General features: G+C 35.0%; 17 protein-coding genes. 12 read left to right on the top strand and 5 right to left on the bottom strand.

Features of this window, described 5'->3' with window-relative positions:
• Nucleotides 1–25 precede the first annotated feature (25 nt).
• Both ACJJVN_RS00200 and ACJJVN_RS00195 read right to left on the bottom strand, forming a co-directional pair.
• Nucleotides 26–490, bottom strand: coding sequence for a hypothetical protein (locus ACJJVN_RS00200; protein ID WP_104515856.1), 465 nt, complete (start codon nucleotides 488–490; stop codon nucleotides 26–28).
• Nucleotides 487–996 (bottom strand): RNA polymerase sigma factor, encoded by a 510-nt coding sequence (locus tag ACJJVN_RS00195; RefSeq protein WP_104515855.1) that lies wholly within the window; start codon nucleotides 994–996, stop codon nucleotides 487–489. The genes ACJJVN_RS00200 and ACJJVN_RS00195 overlap by 4 nt, the downstream gene beginning before the upstream one ends.
• 183 nt (nucleotides 997–1,179) lie before the next feature.
• On the opposite strand from ACJJVN_RS00195, the gene ACJJVN_RS00190 reads away from it, so the two are divergent.
• The 7 genes from ACJJVN_RS00190 to ACJJVN_RS00160 all read left to right on the top strand — a co-directional run bounded on the left by ACJJVN_RS00190 (nucleotide 1,180) and on the right by ACJJVN_RS00160 (nucleotide 9,825).
• The gene (locus tag ACJJVN_RS00190; RefSeq protein WP_405376629.1) at nucleotides 1,180–2,613 is read left to right on the top strand and encodes a S41 family peptidase; all 1,434 of its coding nucleotides are present in this window, start codon (nucleotides 1,180–1,182) and stop codon (nucleotides 2,611–2,613) included.
• Nucleotides 2,613–2,987 (top strand): VOC family protein, encoded by a 375-nt coding sequence (locus tag ACJJVN_RS00185; RefSeq protein ID WP_405368134.1) that lies wholly within the window; start codon nucleotides 2,613–2,615, stop codon nucleotides 2,985–2,987. Before ACJJVN_RS00190 ends, ACJJVN_RS00185 begins: the two co-directional genes overlap by 1 nt.
• Nucleotides 2,988–3,032: 45 nt before the next feature.
• Nucleotides 3,033–3,662 carry a hypothetical protein gene (locus tag ACJJVN_RS00180; RefSeq protein WP_405376627.1) on the top strand — a complete coding sequence of 210 codons (630 nt, stop codon included), beginning with the start codon at nucleotides 3,033–3,035 and terminating at the stop codon, nucleotides 3,660–3,662.
• 75 nt (nucleotides 3,663–3,737) lie between these two features.
• The gene (locus ACJJVN_RS00175) at nucleotides 3,738–4,568 is read left to right on the top strand and encodes a hypothetical protein (protein ID WP_405376625.1); all 831 of its coding nucleotides are present in this window, start codon (nucleotides 3,738–3,740) and stop codon (nucleotides 4,566–4,568) included.
• 41 nt (nucleotides 4,569–4,609) lie between these two features.
• On the top strand, nucleotides 4,610–5,866 hold the full coding sequence (locus tag ACJJVN_RS00170) for a hypothetical protein (protein ID WP_405376623.1): 1,257 nt from the start codon (nucleotides 4,610–4,612) through the stop codon (nucleotides 5,864–5,866).
• A gap of 94 nt (nucleotides 5,867–5,960) precedes the next feature.
• The gene (locus tag ACJJVN_RS00165) at nucleotides 5,961–9,092 is read left to right on the top strand and encodes a WD40/YVTN/BNR-like repeat-containing protein (RefSeq protein WP_405376621.1); all 3,132 of its coding nucleotides are present in this window, start codon (nucleotides 5,961–5,963) and stop codon (nucleotides 9,090–9,092) included.
• 157 nt (nucleotides 9,093–9,249) lie between these two features.
• Nucleotides 9,250–9,825, top strand: coding sequence for a hypothetical protein (locus tag ACJJVN_RS00160; RefSeq protein WP_405376619.1), 576 nt, complete (start codon nucleotides 9,250–9,252; stop codon nucleotides 9,823–9,825).
• A gap of 207 nt (nucleotides 9,826–10,032) precedes the next feature.
• On the opposite strand, the gene ACJJVN_RS00155 is transcribed toward ACJJVN_RS00160, so the two are convergent.
• Together ACJJVN_RS00155 and ACJJVN_RS00150 are read right to left on the bottom strand one after the other, a co-directional pair.
• Nucleotides 10,033–10,251 (bottom strand): VF530 family protein, encoded by a 219-nt coding sequence (locus ACJJVN_RS00155; RefSeq protein ID WP_262497520.1) that lies wholly within the window; start codon nucleotides 10,249–10,251, stop codon nucleotides 10,033–10,035.
• A gap of 721 nt (nucleotides 10,252–10,972) precedes the next feature.
• Nucleotides 10,973–11,503, bottom strand: a complete 531-nt coding sequence (locus ACJJVN_RS00150) for a histidine phosphatase family protein (protein ID WP_104515847.1) — start codon at nucleotides 11,501–11,503, stop codon at nucleotides 10,973–10,975.
• Nucleotides 11,504–11,623: 120 nt separating this feature from the next.
• On the opposite strand from ACJJVN_RS00150, the gene ACJJVN_RS00145 reads away from it, so the two are divergent.
• The 5 genes from ACJJVN_RS00145 (at nucleotide 11,624) to ACJJVN_RS00125 (ending at nucleotide 15,411) form a co-directional block, all read left to right on the top strand.
• Complete coding sequence (locus ACJJVN_RS00145; RefSeq protein ID WP_405368118.1) at nucleotides 11,624–12,829, top strand: alpha/beta fold hydrolase; 1,206 nt, start codon at nucleotides 11,624–11,626, stop codon at nucleotides 12,827–12,829.
• On the top strand, nucleotides 12,829–13,317 hold the full coding sequence (locus ACJJVN_RS00140) for a YdeI/OmpD-associated family protein (protein WP_405376617.1): 489 nt from the start codon (nucleotides 12,829–12,831) through the stop codon (nucleotides 13,315–13,317). Before ACJJVN_RS00145 ends, ACJJVN_RS00140 begins: the two co-directional genes overlap by 1 nt.
• Nucleotides 13,318–13,375: 58 nt before the next feature.
• Nucleotides 13,376–13,999 (top strand): superoxide dismutase family protein, encoded by a 624-nt coding sequence (locus tag ACJJVN_RS00135; protein WP_405376616.1) that lies wholly within the window; start codon nucleotides 13,376–13,378, stop codon nucleotides 13,997–13,999.
• Nucleotides 14,000–14,080: 81 nt separating this feature from the next.
• Nucleotides 14,081–14,617 (top strand): RNA polymerase sigma factor, encoded by a 537-nt coding sequence (locus ACJJVN_RS00130; RefSeq protein ID WP_405368112.1) that lies wholly within the window; start codon nucleotides 14,081–14,083, stop codon nucleotides 14,615–14,617.
• The gene (locus tag ACJJVN_RS00125) at nucleotides 14,617–15,411 is read left to right on the top strand and encodes an anti-sigma factor domain-containing protein (RefSeq protein WP_405376614.1); all 795 of its coding nucleotides are present in this window, start codon (nucleotides 14,617–14,619) and stop codon (nucleotides 15,409–15,411) included. The genes ACJJVN_RS00130 and ACJJVN_RS00125 overlap by 1 nt, the downstream gene beginning before the upstream one ends.
• Nucleotides 15,412–15,878: 467 nt before the next feature.
• On the opposite strand, the gene ACJJVN_RS00120 is transcribed toward ACJJVN_RS00125, so the two are convergent.
• On the bottom strand, nucleotides 15,879–17,207 hold the full coding sequence (locus ACJJVN_RS00120; RefSeq protein ID WP_405376612.1) for a tetratricopeptide repeat protein: 1,329 nt from the start codon (nucleotides 17,205–17,207) through the stop codon (nucleotides 15,879–15,881).
• Nucleotides 17,208–17,243 lie beyond the last annotated feature (36 nt).

Genomic DNA, 17,243 nt, shown 5'->3' with positions numbered 1-17,243 from the left:
ATTGTGATTGAGATTTCTATTATTATTATTTAAGATTAAAAACTGAAGCAGTTTTATTATCTAGTGTATTTATAGGTGCCATATTATTGCGGCCTTTATTGAATTTTGCACTTACTAGTTCTAACATGTTTAATGCTGCTTCTCTAGCTTCTTCTGGTGTTTCATAAGTTCCTAAGTCAGGTTGCGGTTGTGATTGGTTGTTATAATAGCCTGCTCCTACTGTCATGAGTAAAGCAAATCCAGCAGCTATAGCAAGTCCTTTCCATGTCTTTTTCTGGAATTTATTATCTTGAGATTGTTTTTGTTTCACTTTTGCAAAAGCATCAAAATCTCCTTCTTCCATTACTTGTTCTAACTCAAAAGTGTTGAACACGCTGCGGTACACTTCATGCTCTGGAGATACGTTCTCAGAACTGAAATAGGTTCTAAGTTTTTGCTCTTCTACCAGTGTAGTGTCACCGTTCCAGTATTTTTCTAATAAATCGTTCATGCGATTTCTGTTTTGTATTGTTCTTCTATTCTTTCCTTAAGCATTTTTCTTGCTCTGCTCAGCCCTACTCTTACTGCTGTAGCCTTCATGTCCATAATTTTTTCTATCGCTTCAAAGTCATATCGCTGTATATCTCTTAACTGGATAATCATTTTATACTGTTCTGGTAGTTCATTAATCACTTTCTGTACCAGTTTTACTTTGCCTATTCTTTCTAGTTCTTCTTCTACGTTGCGTTCTTCATTATCATAGTTAGTATGTACTATTTTTAAATGACTAGCTTGTTTACTTTTTAATCGGTCTAGAGAATAATTCTTTACCATTTGCATGGCATAGGCTTCTTTATTCTTAACCTCTTCTAGTTTAAAACGCTTTTCCCAGAGTCGCACCATGACTTCTTGCACCGCGTCTGCCGCCTCCTCGTGTGAGGTTAGTAGTCGCTTAGAAAGAAAGTACATTTTTTGCTGTACGTCCCTAAAGGTATTTACAAATGTTTTCTGGTTCATTAGGTTGGTTATACTCTCATGACGAGACTGCTTTTTAATTGTTACAAGGTTATAGTATTTTTTTTTTCTGTTTCATATAAAATACAAAACCTTATTATCTGTTCTAATAATATAAGCTATCATTATATTGACACTATTTTGTGACGCCTTTTCCCTATTTTTGATTCAAATAAAGCATAGAACATGAAGAAGTCTATTAAATACACATTACTCGCTCTAGTGGCATTCACTACTTTATCCAGTTGTTTCAAAGATAATGATGACGTGTTTGCAGGTAAAAGTGAGGTCAATAATTTTATATATAGAGGTATGAATGCTTTTTACCTTTATAAAGCAGACGTTGATGTTCTTGCTGATGATCGCTTTGCAAACCAAGGAGAATTAGAAGCTTTTCACGATCAGTTTGATTCTCCTGAAACGTTTTTTGAATCTCTAGTTTTTGATAGACCTAGAACAGATCGTTTTAGTGTCATCTTTAGTGACTACGTTGCTCTAGAAAATATCTTATCTGGTAACACGCTTAACAACGGTATGGAATTTGGCCTGGTGGGAGAAACAGGTAGCGCCACAGATGTATATGGTTATGTAAGATATGTACACCCTAATACCAGTGCTGCAACAGAAAACGTACAGCGTGGTATGATTTTTAACTCCATTAACGGTATACGTTTAAGCAGAACTAACGTAGCTACCTTATTAGCTCAAAACACTTATACCATAGGTCTTGCTACTTTAAGCGCTGGAGTAACTACTTCTAATGGTAATGAGATTACTTTAACCAAAGCCGTTATTCAAGAAAACCCTATTCTAGTAAGTCAGGTTATCGATCAAGGAACTCAAAAAATAGGTTATTTAATGTACAACAGTTTCTTGTCTCAATTTGATGAAGAGCTTAATGGTGTTTTTGCAGACTTCAGAGCGCAAGGTGTTACTCATCTAGTTCTTGATTTAAGATATAATGGTGGTGGGTCTGTAAACAGTGCTATTATTCTAGGTAGTTTAATATCTGGTAATCCAGTAACTGACGTATATTCTACCGAAGAATGGAATCCAGATGTACAAGCACAATTACAAGCTAGTAATCCTGACCAATTGATCAATCTATTTAGAAATCAAACTGGTGCTGGCTCTACACTTAACACATTAAACTTAAGTCAGGTTCATATTATTACTACCGGTAACAGTGCTAGTGCAAGTGAACTAGTCATAAACTCCTTAGATCCTTATATCAACGTGGTTCAAGTAGGAGATGATACGGCTGGTAAATTTCAAGCAAGTACTACTTTATACGATAGTGCAAACTTTGCAAGGTCTGGTGCAAACCCTGCTCACAGATATGCCATGCAACCGTTAATTCTTAAAAGCTTAAACTCAGTAGGAAACACAGATTATTTTGACGGTCTAGCGCCAGACATCGCTCAAGGAGAAGATTTTGAAAACTTAGGAATCTTAGGAGATATCAATGAACCACTTCTAGCACGTTGTCTAGATGACATTATGTTAAACGGTCGTGCTTCTAGACAGTCCTTCCCTACTACTACTTATGAAGAGATTATGGGTAGTAATGAGTTGAAACCTTTTGGTAACGAGATGTGGAAAGAAATTTCAAATAATTAATGAACCTCAATCAAATCACGGTACCTGTTTTAGACATTCCTAAATCCATTGCGTTTTATGAATCACTAGGTTTAAACTTGATAGTTCATACCCATGACTCCTACGCTAGGTTAGAACTACCTCATGGAGATGCTACACTTAGTCTTTCTCAGGTAAATCAAGTGCCGCAAGGCGATGGTATTAAAATCTTTTTTGAATGTGATGACCTAGATAAAAAGGTTACCTATTTAAAAACACAAGGAGTGGTGTTTAAAAATGATCCCATAGATCAGTCCTGGTTATGGAGAGAGGCGCACTTATACGACCCAGATGGCAATCATTTGGTATTGTATCGCGCAGGTGAGAATAGAAAAAATCCGCCGTGGAGGAAATAATAAATTATCTTTTTTTCATAAATTTACGAACCAACCAATCGTATTATGACCAAAGAAAACGTAGCCATTTTTTTAAGAGAAAAGGAAAGACGACATACCCTATTAACTCAAAGAAAACAACAATTAGAACAACTAGACCGATCACTTTCTTCTTCAAAATTTAGTAGGTCTTTTAGATCATTTTATTATTTAGTAAAACGTATATTTTTAATTCTCGTTGCTCTTTTTCTTTTAATAGCAGGTCTATTTCTAATTTTCAATTCTGACATAGTATTTAATGATCCTGAATTTAAACAGGTTTTTTTAGAAGGCTACAAGGATCAATATAAACAAGATGTGCTTGAAAAAATAAAAGATGGATTCTTTGGAGCTGCAATGAATAGCCAAAAACTGAATCTTCAAAATTTTGTAGCAGAAATAGATAAATCAATTGAAAAACAAGCCATTGATGATACAAAATATTTTGTGCAGTTTTTTGGAATTTGTTTTATTTTAGTTGCTTTCAGCTTTCTATATATTTCACGACTGACTAGAAAATTAAAAAAACGAAATAAATTAATAAGCACCGCAGACACACTAACTCAAGATATCATTAGATCATATACTCAAACTATTGAGGAGGAGAAATATGAACTTGCATTTTTACATGAGCTACATGGAAATCAAAATGTTTAAATTGTAGATCTAATTTAACAATTCCCGCTTTCGCGAAAGCGCAATACCAACTCAATTTATTCTAAATTTAAGTTCATGAAATATTTTCTTAGCCTTGCCTTTTTATTTATCAGTCTTTCTGTTTCTTCTCAAAATTTGCAAGAAAAAGCAGATGCTATTTTAAAAGAAGCCAAAGAATTACTGGTAATGGAGCAAGCATCTTGGCACGCTACAGATCATTTTCTTGCCACTTATCCAGATAAGAAAAACTTAATTAGAGGCTATTTTTCCTATGTAAATAAAGATAATGACCTCGTGTCTGTATTCTATGGAGAAGGTAAGGACTTAATTCTATCTAGATATTTATTTAAAGGTATTCCATCTCCAGAGCGTCTATTTGTCGATACTGAAAATTTACAAATAACCGATCTAGAAGCTGATTTACTAGAAATGAGAAAAACAGCATTTGAAGATATGATGGATAATAAAAAAGGATTCTATTCTTTCTATAAAAAGGTAAATCCTAATTTAATACCTATCATATTTGAAGGAAAGAAAAAAGTATATGTAATTTCTGGCAGCAATGAACCTAAAATGTTGATAGGTAATGATTACGAAATAACTTTTAATAAGAGAAACAAAATTAAGGATCGTAAAAAACTGCATAAGAGCATTTTGACATTTGATTATACAGAAAATGAAAACGTAGAATCTTCTTTTCATTCTCATGTAGTGTCTGATTTTATAGACGTGACAGATGTATGCACGCTGTTACTTTACAAAGATTATACTGGTATAAATAAACATATTGTAGTAAGTAAAAAGTACGTATCTATTTTAAACCTAGAAGAAGAAACTTTATTAATTCTTACTAAAAAAGCATGGGATAAGATAATGGATCATCAAGAAGAAAAAGCTAAGAAATAAACCAAGTCCATTAATTTTAAAACCTCAATTCTAAAATAGCCATGAAAAAAATAGTATTTCTCATCATAGTATTGTTAACAGCAATAGCAACTAGCCAGAATTTATACCTTAATCAGAATGGTGTGGAAATTACTAAAAAAGAGTTCAGGAAATTAAAAAGAACGGGCAGAGATAGTTTGATGGCTATTTCTTCCTATGATCAAGAGATTAATGAACTGTTTCTTAAAAGAAAACCTGTAAACATTTCAAATGCCAAAGATGAAATCATCTCCATAAATCAAATCACTGGTAATAATTTTGATACAGAAACACCATTACTCGTTTTATATTACCCTTCTATTGAAGAAGCAACTTTAGTACGAGATGAAATATTGTATTCAAAACACTGGTACACCTATCAAAACTCTATAATCTTTAAAAGCATTAAAAAAAATCTAGGCAATACACTTATCGTGTCTGCGCCTAACGGTAATGAAATTGAATTACCTGGAATTTATAATGATGATTTACTTTTTTTTCAACTCACATATTTCAATACTAACATTGCGACACCTTCCTTTTTGTGGATCTCTGAAGAAAACACCTTTACTGAGCCTATAGATTTCATTCAGAATTATACGGTAATCAATACAAAAAAGTATCTGAGAGTTACAAAAGATAGTAGCCCAGACAGTTTAGTTACGGTAGATAAAAACCTGAAGAAAATAGATTTATCTACGTTTTCAAAATCTATAAGTAGAATAGAATATGTAAATCTTGATGAAGGACAACTATTTAAAGTCATACATGAAGATCAAAGAGAAACAAAAATAGATACCGTATTAAGAAATTCTTATGCTCAATACTTCACCGAATTAACTGGGCAAACCATCAAACGAAATGATACTATAATTTTAGATTTTCATTTGTATACGAGTGATTACGAAGACTTTTATAATGAAAACCAGAGTCGTCAACAATTACAAGACAAGGTAGATAAACATGACTCTATAAATTTAGTATGGATGGCACAGGCCGGTTCTCTGTATATACCTGAAGGTTGTGTGTATGATATTAAGGACGCCGTAAGAAAAGGAATTTCCACTTTCGGACCTGCAGTAAATGGTGTGAATCTTATAATATATCCAGATGGGAAGCTGTATACCTTAGATAAGGAGCATTCTGATAATTTAAACTTAAGACGACTCAGGAATGGTAAAGAGAATTTCCTTCGTAAGAGTCCCAACAGAAAACCTATCACCTTATTATTATCTAAAGAAGAGATTAAACCACCTAAGATTTTTAATCCCTCAAAATAGTTCTATGGTAATTCCGCTTTCGCGAAAGCGAGATTATTAACAAAACATTTTCATATTATGGTTCTATATTTATAGCTTCAATCAAAAAAACAATATGAAACGTATTTTACTGCTCGCATTGTGCTTACTATCCATTCAAGCATTTGCCCAGAAACTAGATTTAGATCTAGTAAAAAATCTAGAACCTAGAAACATAGGCCCAGGCGGTATGTCTGGACGTGTCACCTCTATAGATGTGGTTCATGAAAATCCAGAAAACATTTTTGCAGGTACAGCCAGTGGTGGATTATGGAATTCTCAAAATGGCGGTATCACATGGAAACCTATTTTTGAAAATGAAGCAACAGCATCTGTAGGTGCAGTTGCCGTACAACAGTCTAACCCTAGCGTTATATGGGTAGGAACTGGAGAAGGTAACCCACGTAATTCATTAAACGGTGGTGCTGGTATTTATAAATCTCTAGATGGCGGTCACAGCTGGACTTTAATGGGACTTGAAAAAACACGCAATATTCATCGTGTGATTATCGATCCTACAAATCCAGATATCGTATATGCAGCAGCAATAGGCTCTCCATGGGGCGTGCATCCAGAACGTGGTGTTTTTAAAACTACAGATGGCGGTAAGACATGGAAAAAAATATTATACACTAACGATAAGTCTGGTGCGGCAGACCTTGTTATGGATCCTACAAATCCTAATAAACTGATTGCTGCCATGTGGGAACACAAACGTGATCCATGGTTCTTTAAATCTGGTGGAGAAGGTTCTGGAATGTACATCACTCACGATGGTGGTGATAACTGGAAAAAAATAACTAGTAAAGAAGGACTTCCTAAAGGTGAATTAGGTAGAATAGGTGTTGCCATTGCTCCTAGCGATCCTAGTGTAGTGTATGCACTAGTAGAAGCAAAGAAAAATGCATTGTATAAATCTACCGATGGTGGTTTTAAGTGGAAAATGATCAACAATAAAAGTGACATAGGTAACCGTCCTTTTTATTATTCTGAGATTTATGTAGATTCTCAAAACGAGAACCGCTTGTATTCTGTTTTTACATACATCAACGTTTCAGAAGATGGTGGTAAGAGTTTCACCCAATTAATGCCAGCTTATGGTGTAGATAATGGTGTGCATCCAGATCACCACGCGTGGTACATTCACCCTAAGAATGGTAAATTCATGATAGACGGTAACGATGGTGGTTTAAACATTACTCGCGACCGTGGTAAAACATGGCGTTTTATAGGTAACCTACCTGTTGCACAATTTTACCATATTAATGTAGATATGGAAACTCCTTATAATGTTTATGGTGGTATGCAAGATAACGGTAGCTGGCGCGGTCCTGCTTACTCGTGGAGAGCACAATCTATAAGAAACAGTTACTGGCAAGAAATCAGTTTTGGAGATGGTTTTGATGTCGTTCCAGATCCTGATAACAGCCGTTATGGTTATTCTATGAGCCAGCAAGGCTCTGTACAACGTTATGACTGGCAAACTGGTAATAACTATAGTGTAAAACCTACACATCCAGACGCTAACGTTAAATTGCGTTTTAACTGGAACAGTGCCATTAACATCGATCCTTTTGATAATTCTACCCTGTATTTTGGTAGTCAGTTTGTACATAAATCTACCGATAAAGGACTTACATGGAAGGTAATATCTCCAGACCTTACTACTAACGATCCTGAAAAACAAAAACAATCAGAATCTGGTGGTTTAACTATGGATGCCACTGGTGCAGAAAATCACACCACCATACTAGTAATAGAGCCTAGTGCTGTAGAAAAAGATGTGCTTTATGCTGCGTCTGACGACGGTCTTGTTCATATAACTAAAAACGGTGGCGATAGCTGGGATAATATAACTAGTGGTTTACGCGGCCTGCCTAAAGGTAGCTGGATCACACAGATCAAAGCTTCTCAAACTAAGAAAGGCCATGCCCTACTCGTTGCAAACGATTACCGCAGGTTTAACTTTGAGCCTTATGCCTACCGCACCACTAACTATGGTAAAAGCTGGACTCGCATCGTGGATAAAGACGACGTGATTAGTTATGCACTTTGTATTATCGAGCATCCAGAAGAGAACAACCTACTCTTTTTAGGTACTGATGACGGGCTTTATGTAAGTATAGATGCTGGTGATAACTGGACTAAATACACTAACGGTTTTCCTACCGTTTCTGTAAAAGATCTAGTAATTCACCCACGTGAGGACGATTTGATTATTGGTACCTTCGGTAGAGCTGCATGGGTTCTTGATGACCTTGCTCCTTTTACCGCTTTCGCGAAAGCGAGACCTACACAATCTATCGCATTATACGAGCCTCCTACAGCGTACTTTGCGCGTTACCAGCAACCTACAGGTAGTAGATTTGGCGCAGATGCCATGTTCCGTGGAGAAAACAGAAGCCGACCTATAGGACAGTTCAAATACTTCTTTGATAAAGATCTAAAGGCAAAATCTGACACTACAAAAACAGATTCTTTATTCTTAAAAATCTATAAAGGGGAAGAGTTAATCAGAACACTAAATCGTAAAGTTCCTAAAGAAAAAGGCATCCATAACTGGTCCTGGAGACTGGATGAAAAAGGTACAAAATCTCCATCTCGCGGTGTAAATGATTCTAAAAGAGAACCAAGTGGCAACAGCGTTTTACCTGGTACATACAAAGCCGTATTGCATTATGGAGACCTAACCAGTGAGACCATGATCGAGGTAAAAGAAGACCCACGTATTGATGAATTCACACTAACTAATCGCAAAGAAATGCGCGCTGCACAATATCAATTACAAACTTTAATGAATGATATCGAGTTGGTAACTAGTCAGCTAGCTAAAAACAAAAAAACAGCAGATAGCTTTAAAAAACTTTTAAAATCTCAAGATAAAAAAGCTTTTAAAGAACAAATAAAAACTACAGATTCCATAGTAAAACAAATAGAAAAACTACAGAATAAATACTTCGGTACTCCTGACAAGCGTCAAGGAATCACTCGCAATCCTGAGGTTACTGTTTTAAATCGTGTGAGAAGTGCGTCTGGCTATATAAGAAGCCGTCAGGGAGCACAAACAGCAACAGAGAAGCAATTGTACCAACAAGCAGAAACACTTGCAAAAGAAGTCAATATAGAAGCTCAAAACTTTTTAAATACAGAATGGAAAGCATTTATAGCAGAAATGAAACTCGTTACTGTGAATATGTTTGAGGAATAGTCTTTGAGTTCGTGAGTAAAATTATATTTTAAAAATAGGCAGAATAATTTCTGCCTATTTTTTTGTGCTTTATTTAAAAGATGGAGTAAAATATTCTTAACAAAATGCAATGCAATATTTATCTTACCCTTTATAAATTAAATAAAATCCTTTTAAGATGGAAGCGTTAGTAGGTTTAATAGCTTTATTTATTAAAATAGCTATTTTGGGCAGTGTTTATGCGACACTAGTGGTATTGATAATTATAATACTCGCAAAGTTCTTTCCTGATAGGATATTTGAAAATTTATTAAAAAATAAGAAGTCGTTGTGGTTCACTAGTGGCTTTATAATTTCTATTTTGTTATTTGGTTATTCATTTACTTTTTGGGGAGATCATGGTTTAGGCGATAGCGCTAGAATTCCTTTATCCCACTTTCAAGAGATAGATAATACCAACTGGATAGAAACTAATATTGAACCTGTAAATTATCCATATGGAGCTATGAGTATAGAAAGCTTTTCTATCATGGAAGATGTTGTAGTAGGTACAACAGCTGTAAGCCCAGTTGATAGACCACTACCCTATTTCTTATGGAATGTAAAAACTAACTATATTACGTTTTTTAAAAGCGAAGAAGATTATATCCATCATGCTAGTGTTAACCATCTAGCAATGCCAGAAACATTCCAAACATTTGGTGAAAACTATAGTGACTACTGGAATGGTTGGAGATTTTGGATGTTACCTTAAAACAGTTTAAAAAAAATCCCTAACCCAAAATACCACACAACCAAAAAGCATTTCCCTTTTTTAAAGGGAAAACAGGTTGGCAATGATGACAGCGCAGCCGCAAGAGCAACCAAAAGGGTTTTACGGTTGGAGTTTAAATCAGAATCTATTGTATCAAAAAAAGGGTGGAATAAATTCCACCCTTTTCTGTATAAATAATTTAAACCCCTAATCCACAAACGTACGCAAGTACATATCTTCTACTTTCTTCCTTGCCCAGTCTGTTTTACGTAAAAACTTAAGGCTCGATTTAATACCAGGATTGCTATTAAAAGAGTTGATTCTTATGCGATCTCCTAACTCGTCCCAACCGTAGTGATCGACAAGTTTCTCTAACATATAAGCTAGTTTAACACCATGTAAAGGGTTGTTAACTTGTTTTTTAATCTCTTTTTCTTTGATTTCTACTACGATTATTTCTTCTTCAGAGATTTCTTTAGGTACTTCAAAAAGCTCTACCTGTGTGGTATTACCTTTTAAGAAAGACTTACTTACTGCAACATGGTTCTTTAGATTTTCAAAATCGGCAGTAAGGACTGCCATTTTTTGTTCTTCAATAAAGCTATTCATATCCTTTACCTTATCCTCACTAGGTAAGAATGGTTCTACAAAGGACATATTAAAATCTCCTGCGTAACATATAGCACCTTGTATGCGCTCTAGATCATCTTTTTGTTCTACAAAGTCAGATTCAAAAAGATCTTTTTGAGCGCCGATTATAGTACCATACACATTAAGATTACCTAGAGGTGTTTCTAGCATTTGACACACGCTAGAATAATCGTCATAGGTTTTTACTTTATTCTTAAATGAAAACTTAGTAAAAATAGCTACTCTATTCTCACCAGCTTTATACGCTATACCGTCGTGCCTTTGCGGCATCTCAGTAGTATAAATTCTCTTATAAGAATCTCCTAAATGAAATTTAAGCCTTGTATTAGTAAGTATTACTATGTCTGCATCATGCTCAAGAATTAGTTCTTTGCGTGTTGCATTTGATTGATGTTCTAGATCCCCATCATGGCGATTTACATTCCAGCTTAAAATTTTCATATGGTATAAAAAAGGTAGTTGATACTATTAATAGGTGATGGTTTACTAACTGTGCTTACTCCATGAAGTCCATGGACTCTTTTGTAGCATTAGAATTTCCATCCTTATCGACACGCACGATAAAAAAGTGATTGTAATCTGATTCTTCTAGTTCTTTATAGATACTATCTTTTTGCAACGCGTTTGCATAAACATTTATGGTGTTGCTATGTCCATATAAAGCAACCGTTTTACCTCTATAAGTTTCTAATAAAGATACTCCATCTACTTTGCTTACATCATATAATTCTACTGGCAGTTTCTTAGATTTAGCCAGTGGTGCGGCGGTCTCTCTAGTCCTTTTAAAGTCTGATGATATGACGTGATCTACATCTTTAATGAAGAAATAATTTACCCACTGACTTGCTCTATTTTTTCCAGCTTCAGTAAGTTCTGGATCTCTACCTTGATCTACAGCTTTTTCTGCATGACGTATAAAATAAAAGGTAGTAAGCTGGTCTTTCTGTTGCTCTTCTGGTGTTTTATCAGATGAGTTATTCATGCAGGAAACCAGCGATAGAACAAGTAAAAAGTATAGATTTTTCATAATAAATATATCTGTTGTAAAAGTATAGAATCTAAAAAGAATGACTGTAACTATTACAATAATTAGTTAATGCAATATTGCTGTGATAAAAAGGTATTATTTTTATACAAAATCACGATCATGAACTTTGAAAAGATAAATTTTAAAAACGCACAAGGATATGAATTAAGCGGTAGGCTAGAATTACCTGCAAATCGCCATCCTCATAACTATGCTGTTTTTGCACATTGTTTTACTTGTAGTAAAAACTTCAGCGCTACAAAGAATATTTCTAGAGCATTAACCACTGCTGGATATGGTGTTTTACGTTTTGATTTTACAGGTTTAGGAGATTCTGACGGTGATTTTGCAGATACTAATTTTTCAGGAAATGTGGACGATCTTCTTGCTGCAATAGACTTTCTAGAGACTAACTATAAAGCTCCTTCTTTATTAATAGGTCATAGTTTAGGTGGTGCTGCTGTTATATTCGCTTCCGCGAAAGCGAGCTCCATAAAAGCTGTTGCAACTATAGGCGCTCCTAGTGATACTAAACATGTGAGTCATCTTTTTGGAGATCAAATTAATGCCATTACAGAAAATGGAGAAGCTACCGTACAATTGAGCGGTAGACCTTTTAAAATTAAGGAACAATTCCTCAAGGATATCAACGAGCAACATGTGACCAATACATTAAAAGAGTTGAGAAAACCTATTCTAATTGCACATTCTCCACAAGATAATACGGTAGGTATAAAACATGCCGAAAAATTATACCACGCTGCCGTACATCCTAAAAGTTTTATAAGTCTAGATGGTGCAGACCATTTATTAATGAATAAAACTGATTCTAAATATATAGGTGAGGTAATCGCAAAATGGGCTTCTAGATATATAGAAGAACCTAAAGAAGAGGTATTAAACTCTAAAGATAACGTTGCCGCTAGTCTTAATCACGAAGACGTGTTCACTACTCAAATGAAAGCTGGTAATCATTACTTTACCGCAGACGAGCCAGAAAGCGTAGGTGGTAACAACTTCGGCCCAACTCCTTTTGATTTACTTTCTAGTGGTCTAGCCGCTTGTACTGTAATGACTATACAAATGTATGCCCGTCGCAAAGAATGGAAAGTAGATAACGTACAATGCCACGTGAATTATGACAAACAATTTCCTATAAACGGTAATCTAGATGGTGTGGAAATAGACACATTTACAAGAGAAATTAAAATAACTGGCGATCTAGACGAGAAACAATTAAAAAGAATATTACAAATAGCAGATAAGTGCCCTGTGCATAAAACGCTACATTCAGAAACACAAGTAGTTACTAAATTGATGAGTTAATGGTTTTTGAATTTGACACCTATCTTAATACAGATGGTTTCATGGGTGCGCTGCCTATACCTGAAGATATTGCCGGACAGCTAGCACTAGATAAAATTAAACGTGTTGTGGCACAAATAAGTACTGGTGAGAACCAGATTACTTTATACGCTGGTGTAGTAAAAAAACACGGCTCTGTATATCTTATGTTTTCAAAGGCTAACCAGAAAAAACTAGCTATCAATCATGGAGACGCTATGAATGTAATCATGCAAGAAGATACGAGCAAATATCAAGCGCCTATGACTGAAGAGTTAGAGGCTGTTTTATTAAGTGATTATGAAGCCTACGAGATTTTTGAAAATCTATTACCTGGTAAACAGCGCAATATTATTTTTATGATTTACAATGCAAAAGGCTCTCAGAAAAAAGTAGATCTAGCATTAAATGTCATGGAAAATTTAAAGGTAGGAAATCATAACCCTATGAAATTTGAGAAACTCTTATGATAAAGTTATTTTTAACTTCTTACTTTTAAAGTATTAAGTAACCTAAAATAACCAAATTATGAAAAGAATTGCAATAGGAATAATCGCGCTTACCTTAACACTAGGTGTTACATCTTGTAAAGAAGGTAAAGAAACAGAAAAAATCACTGATGAAACCGAGCACACAGATGACGGCTCTCACGATCATGGAGAACACGACGATCATGTAAATCATGATGACACTACTTTAATGGTAGGTAAAGAGATTATGGTAACCATGTCTGCAAAAAGTGGTAGCGATGTAAACGGTGTTATCGAGTTTATGCAAACCGAAGAAGGTGTTACTATGAATGCAGACCTTGCAGGATTAACTGCAGGAACACACGCTATTCATATACACCAGAATGGAGACTGTAGCTCTGACGATGGTAAAAGCGCCGGCGGACACTGGGATCCAACTAGTGAAGATCATGGAAAATGGGGCGAAGGAATGTTTCATTCAGGAGATATAGGTAACCTAGAAGTTGCTGAGGACGGTAAAGCTACACTAGAATTTACAACAGATAAATGGTGTATAGACTGTGACGATGAGACTAGAAACATAGTAGGAAAAGGAGTTATCGTACACGCTAGTGCAGACGATTTTAAATCTCAACCTAGTGGTGCAGCTGGTGCTCGTGTCGCTTGTGGTGTGATTGAATAATCATAGCTCCCAAAACTTTAACGCCTGACTATTCCTGTAGTCAGGCTTTTTTTTGCATCTTTATCAACTAATCATTAATTAATGAGCGCACAACCAGATTTACTTATTGCCAGAATGAAAAGCGGTGATCAAACAGCATTTACACGTGTTTATGATCGATATCAAGAGGCTTTACATGGGGTTATTTATAATATTGTTAAAGATAGAGATGTCTCTGAAGAGATATTACAAGATGTTTTTATCAAAATTTGGAAAAATTCTGATTCTTACGATGTTAAGCAAGGCAGGTTTTTTACTTGGGCTTTAAACATATCTCGCAATGCTTCTATAGATTATTTAAGATCTAAGAGACATAAGGATGGTTTAAAAAACCTAAGCACAGATAATTTCGTAGATATACTAGAGACCAGTGATGATTTAGATACAGCGACTAATGCTATTTATTTGAAAAAATGGGTAGAAAAATTAGAGCCTATGTGTATTAAAATCATTGATGTAATATTCTTTAAAGGATTTACATTTCAAGATGGTGCAAAAGAATTAGACATGCCTTCTGGAACCTTGAAAACCAGACATAGAAAGTGTATGATGGCATTAAGAAACATGATATTAAACTAATGGATACTCAAGAATTAATAAATAGCGGCGATTTAGAACTCTACGTTTGTGGAGTACTGGACTTAGAACGTTCCATTGAGATCACACAGCTAATAAAGGATAACATACCTCTTCAATTAGAAGTACAACAAATTGAAGAAACGTATATAAAACTTGCCAAAGGTCTCGCTCCTACTACTAACGAGGTGGCACTATTTGATAAGTTACAAGCCATTATAGGTGATGATAAAAATGAGGTGACCACAACTGGTTCTTCATGGAGCAATTATCTAGGGTGGGCTGCTGCAGTAGCACTTCTTATAGGTAGTGGCTATTTGTATATGAATAATGCAAACCTACAAGAAACCAATACTACTTTAGAAAATCAGGTAGTTACTATAGAGCAAGAAAAAGATTTCTTATCTACAGAAATGGAACAAACTAAAGAAGTAAATAACGACTATCAAGAAGCACTTGCTTTTATAAAAGATAAGAACACACGTAGAGTAGATCTAGCTGGACAAAAAGGATTTGAAGACACCTATGCAACAGCATTTCATAACGCTGTAGAAAACGTTACTTATATAGATGTTGCCGGTTTACCAACAGCGCCACAAGGTAAATCTTATCAACTATGGTCATTAACCTTAAATCCATTAACACCTACCAGTCTAGGTGTTGTAGAGAATAGCAATGATTTAATAAGAGTAGAAAATGCAAACGCAACAGAGGCTTTTGGTATCACACTAGAAGATTATGGCGGTGCAGCAGGACCTAACTTAGAACAACTTTATACCCTAGGAGTTATTAATTAACAGTAAACTTCTTTTAAAATATGAAATGCGCAACGCTATAGTTGCGCATTTTTTTTGTGTTTTATTGATCCTTATAACTAGTTGTTTCTACAGTATCATTTTACAGTCACCTCAATACTTTATACCGGTAAACCTTTTTATTTAAGTATCTCATCTTAAAGTATTTATCCACTTGATAATAATTATAAGTAATCTTTAAAATGGTCTCGCTTTCGCGAAAGCGGACTCTATAACAGCTTTAACTACATATAGAATAGATGATTACCAGTCTACTAACTACATTATTGAAACTTCTTTTAAAGACTATTACAGATCACGAATACTTTAAATAGCCCACAAAAAAAGGTGCCTGACTCTTTCCAGAACCAGGCACCAAAACTAACCAACCAAAAAACTATTCTCTAGTAAGAATGAAATCAATCATTCTCCTTAACATTTATATATACGTATATATCAACAACTTGGTTTTAAATTTTTGAAATTAATTCAAAATAATTTTTCATTGTAACAGGACCTAATTCATAAGCCGCACCAGATAAATCACTGGTATAGGTTAGCGCTTCTTTATTCTTACCATTATCCATTAAAATCTCTAGAGAATGTAGCTGTGCAACAGGTTCAAAAGTTTTATCAATCACGTGCATCTCTTGATTTTTGAGAGCATGTTCCTTATTACCGTTTTTAAGCATAGCATAGCTTAATAGACTTTGAGTCTCTGGTGTAGATCTATTTTTAACCTCGTTAGACGCTATAACCAGCGCTTCTTTCTTCTGTGTTGCATCACCACTTAATAATTGTTCAATTTTATAGGTGTTGTACATCGCTCCATAAGCAGGTTTTGCCACCTCTGTAAGAAATGCGTTTTTTAATTTTTCAGCGCTTTCAGTATCGTTTTGATATTCTTTGATCTCGGCTATGGCTAGGTCATAATCTGGTAATGGATGGCGCTCTTTAATTTTATTTAAAATGCGCAGGGCTTCTTCAGGATTTTTTTCATGAGAATAAACGATCCATGCGATGCCTTTTAAAGCATAAGTATTACTTGGGTCTTGTTTTAAGGTCTTTAAATAATGGTCATAAGAATTTTGAATCTGTCCATCATGTCCATAATAGTCTGCGATGTTAGAATTGCTCCACAATTGTAAAGCAGGACTACCACTTTTATCAGCAAGATCTTTGGCAGTTTCCATAAGTCTAATTGTGGCGCTCAAATCCCCTTTATGATCATTCCATTTTGCTGCTCTTATCAAGTAATTATAATCGTTGCTACTCGTTAAAGAATCCAGCATTTTTCTCGCACGATCATAGTCACCTAGTTCCATAGCTATATCAAAATAAACCATCTGACTCTCTGCAGATAATTTTCCTGTCGCAAAGGACTTCATTAAACTATCTGCTTTTTTAAAGCGGTGTTGTTTTATGTAAGATTGTGCAAGAGCTCTTTTAGAACCGGCAGGATTTACATACATATTTGCCACCACAGCCTCACGCATTTCTACGGCTCTGTTTAAATCTTTTACGTTTGCTTTAAGATCGTACAGCTCGTTTAATTTTGAAGCTAGTCTACCTAAATCTAGTACACCAGTACCATTTACAGCTACTAGAGATTCTAAACTGTCTATGTCTGCACGCAATGCAGCGATATAGTTAGAATCATCCAGGTCTAGATAAGAATCATAGTCTGCTGTAGAGGTGACAACACTAGGTGCTGTTGTGGTAGAAGAAGAGGTAGTTGCTGTCTCATTTTTACAAGAAGTAACTGCTAGAAGTATTAAAAAGGTATAAAGTAATTTCATAAGTATGGGTATTAAAAATGCCGATTTCCTTCTGAC

The sequence above is a fragment of the Nonlabens sp. Asnod3-A02 genome (genome assembly GCF_045063755.1).
Taxonomy (GTDB): domain Bacteria; phylum Bacteroidota; class Bacteroidia; order Flavobacteriales; family Flavobacteriaceae; genus Nonlabens; species Nonlabens xylanidelens.
The sequence above is the reverse complement of the archived record's forward strand: the minus strand, read 5'-3'. Positions and strand labels throughout refer to the sequence as shown.

Coding starts and splice junctions, on each gene's coding strand:
- ACJJVN_RS00195 (WP_104515855.1), bottom strand. CDS start 996: ATGAACCAGAAAACATTTGTAAATACCTTTAGGGACGTACAGCAAAAA.
- ACJJVN_RS00145 (WP_405368118.1), top strand. CDS start 11,624: ATGAACTTTGAAAAGATAAATTTTAAAAACGCACAAGGATATGAATTA.
- ACJJVN_RS00140 (WP_405376617.1), top strand. CDS start 12,829: ATGGTTTTTGAATTTGACACCTATCTTAATACAGATGGTTTCATGGGT.
- ACJJVN_RS00150 (WP_104515847.1), bottom strand. CDS start 11,503: ATGAAAAATCTATACTTTTTACTTGTTCTATCGCTGGTTTCCTGCATG.
- ACJJVN_RS00130 (WP_405368112.1), top strand. CDS start 14,081: ATGAGCGCACAACCAGATTTACTTATTGCCAGAATGAAAAGCGGTGAT.
- ACJJVN_RS00175 (WP_405376625.1), top strand. CDS start 3,738: ATGAAATATTTTCTTAGCCTTGCCTTTTTATTTATCAGTCTTTCTGTT.
- ACJJVN_RS00200 (WP_104515856.1), bottom strand. CDS start 490: ATGAACGATTTATTAGAAAAATACTGGAACGGTGACACTACACTGGTA.
- ACJJVN_RS00190 (WP_405376629.1), top strand. CDS start 1,180: ATGAAGAAGTCTATTAAATACACATTACTCGCTCTAGTGGCATTCACT.
- ACJJVN_RS00180 (WP_405376627.1), top strand. CDS start 3,033: ATGACCAAAGAAAACGTAGCCATTTTTTTAAGAGAAAAGGAAAGACGA.
- ACJJVN_RS00125 (WP_405376614.1), top strand. CDS start 14,617: ATGGATACTCAAGAATTAATAAATAGCGGCGATTTAGAACTCTACGTT.
- ACJJVN_RS00135 (WP_405376616.1), top strand. CDS start 13,376: ATGAAAAGAATTGCAATAGGAATAATCGCGCTTACCTTAACACTAGGT.
- ACJJVN_RS00185 (WP_405368134.1), top strand. CDS start 2,613: ATGAACCTCAATCAAATCACGGTACCTGTTTTAGACATTCCTAAATCC.
- ACJJVN_RS00165 (WP_405376621.1), top strand. CDS start 5,961: ATGAAACGTATTTTACTGCTCGCATTGTGCTTACTATCCATTCAAGCA.
- ACJJVN_RS00160 (WP_405376619.1), top strand. CDS start 9,250: ATGGAAGCGTTAGTAGGTTTAATAGCTTTATTTATTAAAATAGCTATT.
- ACJJVN_RS00120 (WP_405376612.1), bottom strand. CDS start 17,207: ATGAAATTACTTTATACCTTTTTAATACTTCTAGCAGTTACTTCTTGT.
- ACJJVN_RS00170 (WP_405376623.1), top strand. CDS start 4,610: ATGAAAAAAATAGTATTTCTCATCATAGTATTGTTAACAGCAATAGCA.